Annotated in this window: 14 protein-coding genes; 10 read left to right on the plus strand and 4 right to left on the minus strand. The window is 37.3% G+C overall.

Features of this window, described 5'->3' with window-relative positions:
• Positions 1–230: 230 nt before the first annotated feature.
• Positions 231–467, minus strand: coding sequence for a glutaredoxin family protein (locus BU038_RS00240; protein WP_107604295.1), 237 nt, complete (start codon positions 465–467; stop codon positions 231–233).
• Between the two features lie 191 nt (positions 468–658).
• Between BU038_RS00240 and BU038_RS00245 the strand changes: the two genes are divergently transcribed.
• The 3 genes from BU038_RS00245 to BU038_RS00255 all read left to right on the plus strand — a co-directional run bounded on the left by BU038_RS00245 (position 659) and on the right by BU038_RS00255 (position 3803).
• A complete protein-coding gene (locus tag BU038_RS00245) occupies positions 659–2014 on the plus strand; it encodes a cytochrome ubiquinol oxidase subunit I (RefSeq protein ID WP_107604296.1) in 1356 nt (451 codons plus the stop codon).
• Positions 2011–3048: a cytochrome d ubiquinol oxidase subunit II gene (locus tag BU038_RS00250; RefSeq protein ID WP_107604297.1), complete on the plus strand. Its 1038-nt coding sequence runs from the start codon at positions 2011–2013 to the stop codon at positions 3046–3048. Before BU038_RS00245 ends, BU038_RS00250 begins: the two co-directional genes overlap by 4 nt.
• Positions 3049–3143: 95 nt before the next feature.
• Complete coding sequence (locus tag BU038_RS00255) at positions 3144–3803, plus strand: potassium channel family protein (RefSeq protein ID WP_002480517.1); 660 nt, start codon at positions 3144–3146, stop codon at positions 3801–3803.
• Positions 3804–3878: 75 nt separating this feature from the next.
• Here the strand turns inward: BU038_RS00255 and rnjA are convergent, their stop codons facing one another.
• Both rnjA and BU038_RS00265 read right to left on the minus strand, forming a co-directional pair.
• Positions 3879–5804: a ribonuclease J1 gene (gene rnjA, locus BU038_RS00260; RefSeq protein WP_107604298.1), complete on the minus strand. Its 1926-nt coding sequence runs from the start codon at positions 5802–5804 to the stop codon at positions 3879–3881.
• Entirely contained in the window at positions 5804–6019 is a 216-nt protein-coding gene (locus tag BU038_RS00265; RefSeq protein ID WP_002480519.1) for a DNA-dependent RNA polymerase subunit epsilon, read from the minus strand. The genes rnjA and BU038_RS00265 overlap by 1 nt, the downstream gene beginning before the upstream one ends.
• Before the next feature lie 381 nt (positions 6020–6400).
• On the opposite strand from BU038_RS00265, the gene BU038_RS00270 reads away from it, so the two are divergent.
• Positions 6401–6673, plus strand: coding sequence for a hypothetical protein (locus tag BU038_RS00270; protein ID WP_107604299.1), 273 nt, complete (start codon positions 6401–6403; stop codon positions 6671–6673).
• A 58-nt stretch (positions 6674–6731) separates the two neighbouring features.
• On the opposite strand, the gene def is transcribed toward BU038_RS00270, so the two are convergent.
• Positions 6732–7292, minus strand: a complete 561-nt coding sequence (gene def, locus BU038_RS00275) for a peptide deformylase (protein WP_107604300.1) — start codon at positions 7290–7292, stop codon at positions 6732–6734.
• A gap of 124 nt (positions 7293–7416) precedes the next feature.
• On the opposite strand from def, the gene BU038_RS00280 reads away from it, so the two are divergent.
• The 6 genes from BU038_RS00280 to BU038_RS00305 all read left to right on the plus strand — a co-directional run bounded on the left by BU038_RS00280 (position 7417) and on the right by BU038_RS00305 (position 13778).
• On the plus strand, positions 7417–8049 hold the full coding sequence (locus BU038_RS00280) for a YkyA family protein (RefSeq protein ID WP_107604301.1): 633 nt from the start codon (positions 7417–7419) through the stop codon (positions 8047–8049).
• A 169-nt stretch (positions 8050–8218) separates the two neighbouring features.
• Entirely contained in the window at positions 8219–9331 is a 1113-nt protein-coding gene (pdhA, locus tag BU038_RS00285) for a pyruvate dehydrogenase (acetyl-transferring) E1 component subunit alpha (RefSeq protein WP_107604302.1), read from the plus strand.
• Between the two features lie 3 nt (positions 9332–9334).
• On the plus strand, positions 9335–10312 hold the full coding sequence (locus BU038_RS00290; protein ID WP_107604303.1) for an alpha-ketoacid dehydrogenase subunit beta: 978 nt from the start codon (positions 9335–9337) through the stop codon (positions 10310–10312).
• A gap of 343 nt (positions 10313–10655) precedes the next feature.
• On the plus strand, positions 10656–11975 hold the full coding sequence (locus tag BU038_RS00295; RefSeq protein WP_107604304.1) for a dihydrolipoamide acetyltransferase family protein: 1320 nt from the start codon (positions 10656–10658) through the stop codon (positions 11973–11975).
• Positions 11976–11978: 3 nt separating this feature from the next.
• On the plus strand, positions 11979–13385 hold the full coding sequence (gene lpdA / locus BU038_RS00300; RefSeq protein ID WP_002480526.1) for a dihydrolipoyl dehydrogenase: 1407 nt from the start codon (positions 11979–11981) through the stop codon (positions 13383–13385).
• A 117-nt stretch (positions 13386–13502) separates the two neighbouring features.
• Positions 13503–13778 carry a UPF0223 family protein gene (locus BU038_RS00305; RefSeq protein WP_107604305.1) on the plus strand — a complete coding sequence of 92 codons (276 nt, stop codon included), beginning with the start codon at positions 13503–13505 and terminating at the stop codon, positions 13776–13778.
• Positions 13779–13802: the final 24 nt, after the last annotated feature.

The following is a 13802-nucleotide window of genomic DNA, read 5'->3' on the forward strand; positions in this document are numbered from 1 at the left end:
AACAACTTACAACGAATTTAATTGTGAGGTATATACTGTGTATTTTACGAATTTGTGACAAAGATTTAAATTTTGTATAAATATAATGAAAATCTTGATTAGAATAATTGTAAACTAGAATTTGAGCGCGTAACATATAAGCTACTGTGTCTATGAACGCAGGTTACAGCTTAATTGTTTGAACCATAAAGCATAATGGTAAAGTAAAAAAGAGTACATTCAATTTTAAGTCAATCTTTATCGATATCGAGTAATGTATTGATTTTATCTATATCAACTTGATACATAGGTGTGTCATCGATTAAGATAAATGGCGTTGAAAATGCATCAAAATCTATCATTTCATTGCGGTATTGCGAGTTTGAAATGTTTTTCTCAGTGTACGCAACTTGATGATGATCGAGATAATTTTTCACAAACTGACACGGTGGACAGTCGTTTTGTGTATAAATGACTACATTCGGCATGTTTCATCTTCCTTTTCTTTTCATTGATGTGTTTACTGTATTAAAGGAAGAATTAAAAATCAAGCCAACCGCCTATATTTGAATGTTACAAGATATATTGGATTTTGTTTAGACAATTTCCTCCACATTTCATCTAAGACGTTGCGGGCATTAGACAGTAACAAAAATATAGAGAAAAATAGGGTGATATTATGGAAGCAGTAGAACTGAGCAGATTTTTAACTGCCATGACCTTAGCTGTGCATATTATCTTCGCGACTATCGGTGTGGGGATGCCGCTTATGTTCGCAATTGCTGAATTTCTTGGGGTAAAGAGAAATGACGCAAAATATATTACACTAGCTAAGAGATGGGCCAAAGGTTATGCGGTAACCGTTGCGGTAGGGGTTGTAACAGGTACTATTATCGAGTTGCAGCTGTCATTACTTTGGCCGCAATTTATGAAGATTGCAGGACACGTAATTGCACTGCCATTATTCATGGAAGTCTTCGCATTCTTCTTTGAAGCGATTTTCTTAAGTATTTATTTCTACACTTGGGAAAGATTCAAAAGTAAATGGACACATTTAATTATGAGTATTCCAGTGGTATTAGGCGGTACTTTATCTGCCTTCTTCATCACTTCAGTAAACTCATTTATGAACACACCTGAAGGTTTCCAATTGAAAAACGGCAAAATGATACATGTTGATCCGGTTGCAGCGATGTTCAACTCATCATTTGGTGTTAGAGCCTTCCACGTGATTACGACAGCAATTATGACAATGGCCTTTATTTTAGCGGCGATTGCAGCATTTAAATTATTGAAAAACAAATTTGAAAAAGATAGAGAATATCATAAGAAAGCATTGAAACTGACTATGATTGTCGGTTTAGTCTTTACATTAGGATCAATGCTTGCTGGTGATATGTCAGCGAAGTTCTTACACAAAGAACAACCTGAAAAATTAGCAGCATATGAATGGCATTACGATACTGAGAAACGCGCAGATTTAGTTCTGTTTGGTGTACTAGATGAGAAAAATCAAGAAGTTCATGGTGCAATTAAGATACCAGCTTTATTAAGTTTCTTATCTGATAACAATATCAACACAGAAGTAGAAGGATTAAATGAATTCCCTAAAAATGAACAACCACCGTTAATCGTCCATTACTTCTTTGACTTAATGGTAACAAGCGGTATCTTCTGCTTTGTTGTTTCAGGTCTTTACGTCTTAACACGACTTGTTAAGAAATGGCGCAAATTCTCAACGCATAAAATATTACTATATGGCATATTATTGACAGGACCAGCAGCAATGCTTGCGATTGAGTTCGGTTGGTTCTTAACAGAAATGGGCCGCCAACCTTGGATTTTAAGAGGTTACATGAGAGTGTCTGAAGCAGCTACACATGCAGGCGGTTTACCAGGTGTTACCATCGCATTTGGTGTCGTTTACTTTATCATCTTATTCACAGCAACGTATGTATTAATACGTATGTTCAAGAATAACCCGCCATATAAAGATGTGGAAAAATTAGAAGAGAGCCGAGGTGAAGCATCATGAGTATTACAGCATTTGGAATGATTGTTTTGTATCTGTTCTTATTCTTGTATATCGTCATTGCTTCAATTGACTTTGGTGCAGGTATCTTCATTTTACAATCGAAATTAAGAGGTACTGAAAGCACATTAGTACCGATTATCGGTCGCTATCTGAATCCGATTTGGGAAGTTACGAACGTATTCTTAGTATTCTTCACAGTCGGGATTGTCGGATTCTTCCCGGATTTCGCGTACTATTACGGTTCAGTTCTGTTAGTGCCGGGATCTATCGCATTAATCTTACTTACGATTCGCGGTAGTTTCTATGCTTTCCAAAACTATGGACCAGATTCAAAATTCTCTTGGCTCGTCTTGCATAGTGTGTCTGGGTTATTCATCCCAGCAGCGTTAAGTATGGGGCTTGTCATCTCAGAAGGTGGTTATATTCATAAGACTGGCTCAGGTACAGGTGTCGATTTAAAATGGGCTGATTTATTCTTTAGTCCATTCGCGTGGGCGGTTGTATTCTTAGCTTTAGTTTCAGTGATGTATATTTCATCAGGATTCCTTGCATATTATGCACGTAAAGCAGAAAACATGAAAGCCTATAATATTATTCGTATGTGGTTTGTTTTCTGGGGTCCTCCTATGGCTTTAGTGTCATTATTTACTTTCATCACATTACGCAGTCAAAACAAGCAGCACTTCGATGCTGCGGTAAACCAATACTGGTGGCTGTTCTTAATCAGTATATTATGCTTGTTAGCAGCTTGGATTTTATCTATAATGAAAAAATCACCGGGAACAGCATTTATGTTAGTAGTTATCCAAATGGCAACAGCAGTTGCAGGTTATGGCTTAAGTAAATGGCCATATATTCTGTATCCATATATCAACGGAGACATTCATAAAACAGATGACCCGATGGCTTGGGCCTTAACGATTGCGGCAGTTGTCGGATTATTGATGCTTGTTCCATCACTGATTTTCTTAATGAGATTATTCATCTTCAACAAAGATTATGTTGAAGGTAAGAATGATGAAGGTTATTATTAATAATAAGTCTTAGGTGAGGCGAGGCATAATCATAGAATCTCTATGATTGAACAGAGCCTTGTCTCATCTTTATTTTTGCGGAGGTTGTAAGAGAAATGGAAAAAGAATTCGTTGTGATAGGATTAGGTCGTTTCGGCGGCAGTATAGTCCGAGAATTAAACGCGTTAGGCATGGACGTAATGGCAATCGATTTAAGTGAAGCCCGCGTAAATGAATATAGTGAAATCGCGACACATGCGGTAGTTGCGGATACGACAGATGAAGCGGTAATGAAAAGTTTAGGGATTCGTAACTTTGATCAAGTCATCGTGGCAATTGGTGAAAATATTCAAACGAGTACCTTAACGACTCTGATTCTTAAGGAATTAGGGGTTAAAAAAGTTATTGCAAAAGCTCAAAATGATTACCATGCGAAGATTTTAAATAAAATCGGTGCTGATTTAGTTGTCCATCCTGAACGAGATATGGGACGAAGAATTGCGCATAATATTGCGAGTGCCAGTGTCTTGGATTACTTGGAACTTGCGGATGAATATTCAATTGTTGAAGCCAAAGCGAATGAACGTATCGCAGGTCAAACTATTGTAGATTTAGATATCCGTGCAAACTTCGGTATCAACATTATTGCGATTAAACGAGATAAAGATGTTATTATTTCTCCAGATCCGAATATGAATATTGAACTAGGCGATATCTTGATTATGATTGGACACGACAACGACTTAAATCGCTTCGAGAAAAAACTTGTCCACTAACACAACCTTATACAAACCAAAAGCACATTCCGCGTGGAATGTGCTTTTCTTATAGATTACTTTATTTATAGAAGATTAGTCTTGTTTAGACTTTTCATCTTGTTGTTTTGGTTTAGTGTTGCCTTCTTTTTTATGGTGTGGTTTATGGTTTCTTGGTTTGCGTGTTTTCTGACCATTATTTGAAGGGCGTTTGTTTGTCGCATGTTTATGATTTTCTTTACTATTGCGTTGTTTTGATTCTTGGTTTTGATTTGGGTTTGGTTTTTTATTTGTACGTTTAGGTCTAGATGATTTAGGTTTCTTAGTAGGTGTGATTTGTTCACCATTTTCATTAACCTTCATAATCACTGGTAAAATCATTGGTTTACGTGCTGTTTTTTCAAACAAGTATGGTTGTAATGTCTCAATGATAGATGATTTGATTTGATGCCACTGAATGTCTTTGTTTTGGTTTAATTTAGAAATGACCTCAGTTTTGATTTTACGTTGTGCATCGTAAATCAAATGACCTGATTCACGCATATAAACGAAACCACGAGAAATGATGTCTGGACCTGAAAGCAATGTGTTTGTGTTGAAGTCGATACTTACAACGACAATGACTAAACCTTCTTCAGATAATAACTTACGGTCACGGATAACAACGTTACCGATATCACCGATACCGCTTCCGTCGACTAACACATCGCCAGAAGGGATACGTCCAGCTTTACGTGCTGAATCTCTTGTTAGTGCTAAGACATCACCATTATCGAAAATAAAGATGTTATCTTCATCTACACCGCATTCAACACCTGTTTGCGCATGTGCTTTCAACATACGGTATTCACCATGAATCGGCATGAAGTATTTCGGGCGGATTAAGCGTAACATTAATTGTTGATCACCTTGAGATCCGTGTCCTGACGTATGAATGTTTGAAATCTTGCTGTGAATGACATCAGCACCTGCACGATAAAGTGCATTGATTGTGCGGTTGATACTTTTCGTATTACCTGGGATAGGTGATGAACTGAAGACGACTGTATCTTCAGGAATAATTTTAATTTGTTTGTGTGTACCATTTGCAATACGTGATAACGCAGCCATTGGTTCACCTTGAGAACCTGTACATAAAATCAAGAGTTCATGTTTTGGAACAGAATTGATTTTGCTTGGTTCAATAAACGTTTCAGGTGGTGCTTTGATATAACCGAGTTCCATACCGATTTTAATGTTGTTTTCCATTGAACGGCCGAACACTAAAATCTTACGGTTATATTTAATCGCAGCTTCAACGGCTTGTTGAACACGGTAAATGTTTGATGCGAATGTCGCAAAGATAATTCTTCCAGTACATTTACGGAAAATCTTATCAACGTTTTGGCCGACTTCACGTTCGCTTAACGTAAAGTTAGGCACAAGTGAGTTCGTTGAATCAGATAAAAGGGCTAAGACGCCTTCTTCACCGAGTTTCGCCATTTTAGCGATATTTGCTGGTGTACCGACAGGTGTGAAATCAAATTTGAAGTCACCTGTGTGTACAATATTACCTTCAGGTGTTCCAACGATAACACCGTATGCTTCAGGAATACTGTGTGTTGTTAAATAGAATGAAACGTTGAAGTGTTTTGACTTGATGACGGTATCTTCTGTAATTTCATTCAATTCAGCTGTTCTTAATAAATGATGTTCTTCTAATTTGTTTCTGATTAACCCAAGTGCTAAAGGACCGCCATAAATCGGTACGTTAAGTTCTTTTAATAAGAAGGGCACACCGCCGATATGGTCTTCGTGTCCATGGGTAATAAATAGGCCGATAATTTTATCTTTGTTTTGAACAAGATATGAGTAATCTGGGATGACGTAATCGATACCTAATAGATTGTCGTCTGGGAATTTGATTCCCGCATCGATTAGGACGATTTCATCCTTATACTCCACTGCATACGTATTCTTACCGATCTCGCCGAGACCGCCGATTGCGTATACACCGACCTCATTATTTTTGAGTTGTTTCATTATTGGATATGCTCCACTTGATAGTCTGGAGATTTTTGTTCATATTCTAAATGTGCGCCCTCTAATTTAGTAATGAACTCGATATTGTAATTACGGTCTTTCAGATATTTTCTTACTTCTTCTTCTGAATTTCCTTCTACGTAAATCGTTTGTGTGTTCTCACGCACGATTACTTCTGCTCTGTCGTCTTGATAAAATACTTTGTAAATTGCCATAATATTTTGTTTCCTCCTAAAAATATGTTCAGTTGTTTTAATTTATTGTTCATACAAGCCTAGTTTATTCTTTGTCGTTTGTTTCATCATTGTGTTCTTTCTTAAAATAAATACAACATACCAGCTTAACTGCCCAGTATGTTTGCTAGGTTTGTTATAAATGACGTTCTAGTTAGTCATGCATGAAGTTGTCTTCATACATATACAGTTATTATTTATTTTACATGATGTAATTCAATAAATAAAGCGGTTTTACTTAGTAGCAAGGAAAGCAAGCAGAATGTCGATTTAAAAGAGGAACACAAAATAAGTGTGGTAAAATATATAAAAGAGAAAACAAGGCGGGTCTAATAATTCAGAGACTTAAAGTGGGTGAGGAAAATGAGTAAGGCTAAGAGAATCATTGAAGATGTAAAAAGAGAAAAAGAAAGAAGAGACAAACTGTTTCAAGGTATTTTGTTTGAGAAGCGTGGTAAAGAAATTGTGATGTTCTTTGAATATGAAGAAGTCGTCGATAATGTGTCTGACAATCATCACTTTATTCGACATAATCATGATCCAGAGTGGGTGGACAAAAGTATGTTACCTGAGCTTAAAGAGGGTTTAGAAGATTTGAATGTTACGTATCATTGTCGTAAAGATATCTTCATATAAGAAGGGAATAGCAGTATATAAAAAAAGAGGCCGCTTTGTGCGACCTCTCAATTTATGTTTATTCATCAAACAGACGGATAGCATCTTCGTGTGGTTGAAGCGGATTTTCTTTATCGATGTGGTCATAGAACATAATACCGTCTAAATGATCGATTTCATGTTGTACAACAATAGCAATATAGCCTTTAAGTCGTAAGTTGATATCATTACCATCAATGTCTTTTGCTTTGACTGTAATACGATGATGGCGATGCACAAGTCCTGGAATATCTTCATCTACACTTAAGCAACCTTCGCCTGTAGGCAGATAAGCTTCTTGTACACTGTAGCTGACGATTTTAGGATTAATCAACATTAATTCATAAGATTTGCCGTTACCATCATCTGGTAAGTGGACAGCAAGCATACGTTTAGAAATGTTAAGTTGCGGTGCAGCAATACCTACACCTGAACGTAAATTGTATTTACGAGCAATTTCATCATCTTGACTATTCACTAAGAATTCATGCATTTCTTTAATTTTATTACGATCTTCATCTGATAAAGGAAATTTCACTTCTTCGGCTTTTTTACGAAGTGTCGGATGTCCGTCTCTGATTATATCTTTCATAGTAATCATGTCATACACCGTCCTTATTATAAAATATAACAAAAAAGTTCCGGATAGAACAGAAAAGTATTTGCGAAATCGCTTAAAATTAATTAACATCATTATTGAAATCCCCAAGGAGGTAATTTGAAGCATGAAAATTAAAAGCACATTAGGTTTAGTGATTGCATCCTCTCTATTATTAGGTGCTTGTTCAACAGACAGCCATCAGATTAAAGAGTACAACAAGACACTGAAAGAAGCCGTACAAAAAGAAGACGAAGCCGTAAAAGTCGGTGAAAAACTAAATAAACTTACAAATGAGAAAAATGATTTAGCGAAGAAAATCAACGGTAAAGATACACAGAAAGTCGTAAAAACTTCTAAAGATATTGTAAGTAATGTAAATGAACGTAAAGAGGAATTTAAAAAAGAAGAAAAAGCATTCGATGCATCTGAGAAAAAGTTTGAAGAAGCTAAAAAGCGGACAAAGGATATTAGAAACGATAAAAGAAGATCAGGCATAGAAAAAACAAACAAAGCGTTTGAGAAAAACTACAAAGCGCATGATGAATATGCGAAAGCTTACAACAATAGTTTAGACAAAGAAAAAGATTTGTTTGAATACATTGTGAAAACAAATGGTGAAGCAGAACAATCACAAATTGATGAAAAAACAAAAGCAATTGATGATTCTTATAAAGATGTAAATGACAAAATTAAAAAATACAGTAAAACTCGTGACGAGCGCGGAAAACAAATGGAAGCGGCTCAACAAATCAAATAAACAACACTGATACAGTTTTAGTATTTAGACTAGTACAGGTCTTATAACTGTACTTAACACAAGTGATACAGAAGTTTTGTAATTCATTTAACAGTTATACAAAACTATGCTATACTAATTTATGGATGAAATGAATTTTCTATTATACGGGAAAGGTATGGTGAATTGAATGGCTCCGAAGTTACAAGCCCAATTCGACGCTGAGCAAGTATTGAAAGATACTGAAGCACAATTTAAGATGGTCCAAGTATTGGACGAAAATGGTAAAGTAGTGAATGAAGACTTAGTACCTGATTTAACTGATGAGCAATTAGTTGAATTAATGGAAAGAATGGTATGGACTCGTGTCCTAGACCAACGTTCTGTTTCTTTAAACAGACAAGGACGTTTAGGCTTCTACGCACCAACAGCTGGTCAAGAAGCTTCACAACTAGCTTCACAATATGCATTAGAGAAAGAAGACTGGATTCTTCCAGGTTACCGTGATGTTCCACAAATCATTTGGCACGGTTTACCACTTACAGAAGCATTCTTATTCTCAAGAGGACACTTTAAAGGAAACCAATTCCCTGAAGGTGTAAACGCATTCAGTCCTCAAATCATCATCGGTGCGCAGTACATTCAAACTGCCGGTGTTGCATTAGGTCTTAAAAAACGCGGTAAAAAAGCAGTAGCTATCACTTATACAGGTGACGGAGGTTCATCACAAGGTGACTTCTACGAAGGTATCAACTTTGCTTCGGCTTATAAAGTGCCGGCAATCTTTGTAATTCAAAACAACAACTATGCGATTTCGACACCAAGAAGCAAGCAAACAGCTGCAATCACATTAGCTCAAAAAGCAATCGCAGTAGGTATCCCTGGTATCCAAGTTGACGGTATGGACCCATTAGCTGTATATCAAGCAACTAAAGAAGCACGTGATCGTGCAGTTAACGGCGAAGGCCCAACATTAATTGAAACTATGACTTATCGTTATGGTCCACATACAATGGCAGGGGACGACCCAACACGTTACAGAACTTCAGACGAAGATTCTGATTGGGAGAAAAAAGACCCATTAGTTCGTTTCAGAGCATTCTTAGAAGCTAAAGGTTTATGGAATGAAGAAAAAGAAAACGAAGTAATCGAACGTGCTAAAGACGAAATCAAAACTGCAATTAAAGCAGCTGATAAAGTTGAAAAACAAACTGTTACTGACTTAATGGAAATCATGTACGAAGACATGCCTCAAAACTTAAGAGAACAGTATGAAATTTACAAAGAGAAGGAGTCGAAGTAAGCCATGGCACAAATGACAATGGTACAAGCGATTAACAACGCACTTAAAACTGAACTTCAAAACGACGAAAACGTTTTGCTTTTTGGTGAAGACGTTGGTCTTAACGGTGGCGTATTCCGTGTAACGGAAGGTCTGCAAAAAGAATTCGGTGAAGATCGTGTATTCGATACTCCGCTTGCTGAATCAGGTATCGGCGGTTTAGCACTTGGATTAACGGTAGAAGGTTACCGTCCAGTAATGGAAATCCAATTCTTAGGTTTCGTATTCGAAGTATTTGACGCTGTTGCAGGTCAAATTGCACGTACAAGATTCCGTTCAGGTAATACGAAAACTGCACCTGTTACAATCCGTGCGCCATTCGGCGGCGGTGTACACACACCAGAATTACACGCAGATAACTTAGAAGGTATCTTAGCGCAATCACCTGGATTAACAGTAGTTATCCCATCTAACCCATACGATGCAAAAGGTTTATTGATTTCTGCAATCAGAAGCAATGACCCAGTTGTATATTTAGAACACATGAAATTATACCGTTCATTCCGTGAAGAAGTTCCTGAAGAGGAATACACAATTGAACTTGGTAAAGCGAACGTTAAAAAAGAAGGCGATGATATTACAATTATCGCTTACGGTGCAATGGTTCAAGAATCATTAAAAGCAGCGGAAGAACTTGAAAAAGATGGTGTATCAGCGGAAGTTATCGACTTACGTACAGTACAACCGATCGATTTCGACACATTAGTAGCTTCAGTTGAAAAAACTGGCCGTGCAGTAGTAGTTCAAGAAGCACAACGTCAAGCTGGCGTAGGTGCACAAGTTGTAGCTGAACTATCTGAGCGTACAATCCTTTCATTAGAAGCTCCGATTGCACGTGTTGCAGCAGTAGATACTGTTTATCCGTTTACTGAAGCGGAAAATGTTTGGTTACCAAACAAAAACGATATCGTCGAATCTGCAAAAGCTACTTTAAACTTCTAATTGTTTAATAGAGCGTGAGTCGGCATATTTAATCGAAGTTATGGGTAAAGTTGAAGCAAGGCTTCAACTTGCCATAAGTCATACAACCAAATTTGCTCTTGCGATCTTATGTACTTTGCAAGGGCAAATGGTTTGTTATGAAGTAGTAAAAATAAATTGAAGATATATTTCGTTGAAACGAAATCAAGTTTTATGTCAAACTATAAACTAGAACATCAAATTGATTACATTTCAGTAGTTTAATCAAGGCTTATGTACAGACTTGAGTGAAGATGCTTTTGTTTTAATCAATTGTTTTGTGCTGGTTTATGTGACTTAAATTGACTTTTAGGAGGACAAGAACGTGGCATTTGAATTTAAATTACCCGATATTGGTGAAGGTATCCACGAAGGTGAAATTGTTAAGTGGTTTGTAAAAGCTGGAGACGAAATCCAAGAAGACGATATTCTATGTGAAGTACAAAACGACAAATCTGTTGTAGAAATCCCTTCTCCAGTTAACGGTACAATTGAAGAAGTTGTTGTAGAAGAAGGAACTGTAGCAGTAGTTGGCGACACAATTATCAAAATTGATTCTCCAGACGCTGAAGAAATGTCATTCAAAGGCGGACACAGTGATGATTCTGCTAAAGAAGAAGACAACGCAGGTCAAGAAGAAACTAAAGATCAAGCACAATCAGTTTCAGAACAAGATACTTCAAACGTAGCACCAGCTGCTGACGAAGAAGTAGACGAAAACAGAAGAGTTAAAGCAATGCCTTCTGTACGTAAATTTGCTCGTGAAAACGATGTGAATATCAAAGCAGTTCAAGGTTCTGGTAAAAACGGCCGTATCACTAAAGCTGACGTTGAAGCTTACTTAAGCGGAGATGCACCAAGTGCGGAAACTAGCGAAGCTCCAGCAACTGAAGCAGCAGCTTCACAAGAAACAGCTGCAGCACCAGTATCAGCTGAAGGTGAATACCCAGAAACTCGCGAAAAAATCCCTGCAATGCGTAAAGCGATTGCGAAAGCAATGGTTAACTCTAAACACACTGCGCCTCACGTAACATTAATGGACGAAGTGGAAGTTCAAGCATTATGGGATCACCGTAAGAAATTCAAAGAAATTGCTGCGGAACAAGGTACTAAATTAACATTCTTACCATATGTTGTTAAAGCATTAGTATCAGCACTTAAAAAATACCCAGCATTAAACACTGAATTTGATGATGCAAACGGTGAAGTAGTACACAAACACTACTGGAACATCGGTATCGCTGCAGATACAGACCGCGGTTTATTAGTACCGGTTGTTAAACATGCTGATCGTAAATCAATGTTCGAAATCTCTGATGAAATCAACGAACTTGCTGTTAAAGCACGTGACGGTAAATTGACTTCAGACGAAATGAAAGGTGCATCATGCACAATCAGTAACATCGGTTCAGCAGGCGGCCAATGGTTCACACCAGTAATCAACCACCCAGAAGTTGCTATCTTGGGTATCGGTCGTATTGCACAAAAACCTATTGTTAAGGATGGGGAAATTGTTGCAGCACCTGTATTAGCATTATCATTAAGCTTTGACCACAGACAAATTGACGGAGCTACTGGTCAAAACGCAATGAACCACATCAAACGTTTATTAAATAATCCAGAATTATTATTAATGGAGGGGTAAAACATGGTAGTTGGTGATTTTCCAATTGAAACAGATACTATTGTAATCGGAGCAGGTCCTGGCGGTTATGTTGCCGCAATCCGCGCAGCACAATTAGGTCAAAAAGTGACAATCGTTGAGAAAGGCGAATTAGGCGGTGTATGTCTTAACGTAGGATGTATCCCATCTAAAGCGTTATTACACGTATCACATGTATTCCAAGAGTCTAAAAACTCTGAAGATCTAGGTATCATCGCTAAAGACGTTGAACTTAAATTCGAAAAAGTTCAAGAGTTCAAAAAGTCTGTAGTTAACAAATTAACAGGCGGCGTTGAAGGTCTATTAAAAGGAAACAAAATTGAAATTGTCAAAGGTGAAGCTTACTTCCACGACAAAAACAGCTTACGTGTAATGGACGAAAAAAGTGCTCAAACTTACAACTTCAAACATGCGATTATCGCAACTGGTTCTAGACCAATTGAAATTCCTAATTTCAAATTCGGCGAACGCGTAATCGATTCAACTGGTGCGTTAAACTTACAAGAAGCACCTAAGAAATTAGTTGTTGTAGGTGGCGGTTACATCGGTTCTGAATTAGGTACAGCATTTGCGAACTTCGGTACTGAAGTTACTATCTTAGAAGGCGCTAAAGATATCTTAGGCGGTTTCGAAAAACAATTAACACAACCTGTTAAGAAAAAAATGAAAGAAAAAGGTATGGAAATTGTTACTGAAGCAATGGCTAAATCTGCTGAAGAAACAGAAAACGGCGTTAAAGTAACTTACGAAGCAAAAGGCGAAGAAAAAACAATCGACGCTGATTACGTATTAGTTACAGTAGGTCGTCGTCCAAACACTGATGAAATGGGTCTTGAAGAATTAGGTCTTAAATTCGCAGACCGCGGTTTATTAGAAGTAGACGAACAAAGCCGTACATCACTTGATAACATCTATGCTATCGGTGATATCGTTCCTGGTTTACCACTTGCTCACAAAGCAAGCTATGAAGGTAAAGTAGCAGCTGAAGCAATCTCTGGTGAAAAATCAGCAGTAGATTACATCGGTATGCCTGCAGTATGCTTCACTGAACCAGAAATCGCTACAGTAGGTCTTTCTGAAGCACAAGCGAAAGAAGAAGGTTTAGAATATAAAGCTTCTAAATTCCCTTATGCAGCAAACGGCCGTGCGTTATCATTAAACGACACTACTGGTTTCGTTAAATTGATTACACTTAAAGAAGATGACACATTAGTAGGTGCACAAATTGTTGGTGCAGGTGCTTCTGACATCATCTCTGAATTAGGTTTAGCAATTGAAGCTGGTATGAATGCTGAAGATATCGCATTAACAGTACATGCTCACCCAACATTAGGTGAAATGAGCATGGAAGCAGCTGAAAAAGCACTTGGATTACCAATCCACACTATGTAATAACACCCAACATTAGAATAAGCATATAAACTGAAACCGTCGGGCTTTTAAGCTCGGCGGTTTTTTCATCATACATGTTATAATATGGCTGAAATCAAATAGATAGGAGGAATATATATGGAATATCAATATCCTATTGATGTCGATTGGTCTCAAGAAGAAATGGTCGATGTGATTCATTTCTTCAATCGCGTTGAAGATTACTATGAGCGTGAAGTGGATAGAGAAGACTTTATGAATGCATATCGCAACTTTAAAAAGGTCGTTCCAGGCAAAGCAGATGAGAAGAATATCTTAGATGATTTTGAGAAAGGCAGCGGCTACAATAGCTATCGTGCGATCAAACGTATCAAAAATGAAACTGAAACGAAAAAATTTAGTGCAAATGATTAAAATTATATTGTAAATCAGGTACAG

This window comes from Staphylococcus simulans (genome assembly GCF_003043455.1).
Lineage (GTDB): Bacteria > Bacillota > Bacilli > Staphylococcales > Staphylococcaceae > Staphylococcus > Staphylococcus simulans_A.

Excerpts from the sequence above, each read along its gene's own strand:
- BU038_RS00240 (WP_107604295.1), bottom strand. The coding sequence starts at position 467 with ATGCCGAATGTAGTCATTTATACACAAAACGACTGTCCACCGTGTCAG.
- BU038_RS00245 (WP_107604296.1), top strand. The coding sequence starts at position 659 with ATGGAAGCAGTAGAACTGAGCAGATTTTTAACTGCCATGACCTTAGCT.
- BU038_RS00250 (WP_107604297.1), top strand. The coding sequence starts at position 2,011 with ATGAGTATTACAGCATTTGGAATGATTGTTTTGTATCTGTTCTTATTC.
- BU038_RS00255 (WP_002480517.1), top strand. The coding sequence starts at position 3,144 with ATGGAAAAAGAATTCGTTGTGATAGGATTAGGTCGTTTCGGCGGCAGT.
- rnjA (WP_107604298.1), bottom strand. The coding sequence starts at position 5,804 with ATGAAACAACTCAAAAATAATGAGGTCGGTGTATACGCAATCGGCGGT.
- BU038_RS00265 (WP_002480519.1), bottom strand. The coding sequence starts at position 6,019 with ATGGCAATTTACAAAGTATTTTATCAAGACGACAGAGCAGAAGTAATC.
- BU038_RS00270 (WP_107604299.1), top strand. The coding sequence starts at position 6,401 with ATGAGTAAGGCTAAGAGAATCATTGAAGATGTAAAAAGAGAAAAAGAA.
- def (WP_107604300.1), bottom strand. The coding sequence starts at position 7,292 with ATGATTACTATGAAAGATATAATCAGAGACGGACATCCGACACTTCGT.
- BU038_RS00280 (WP_107604301.1), top strand. The coding sequence starts at position 7,417 with ATGAAAATTAAAAGCACATTAGGTTTAGTGATTGCATCCTCTCTATTA.
- pdhA (WP_107604302.1), top strand. The coding sequence starts at position 8,219 with ATGGCTCCGAAGTTACAAGCCCAATTCGACGCTGAGCAAGTATTGAAA.
- BU038_RS00290 (WP_107604303.1), top strand. The coding sequence starts at position 9,335 with ATGGCACAAATGACAATGGTACAAGCGATTAACAACGCACTTAAAACT.
- lpdA (WP_002480526.1), top strand. The coding sequence starts at position 11,979 with ATGGTAGTTGGTGATTTTCCAATTGAAACAGATACTATTGTAATCGGA.
- BU038_RS00305 (WP_107604305.1), top strand. The coding sequence starts at position 13,503 with ATGGAATATCAATATCCTATTGATGTCGATTGGTCTCAAGAAGAAATG.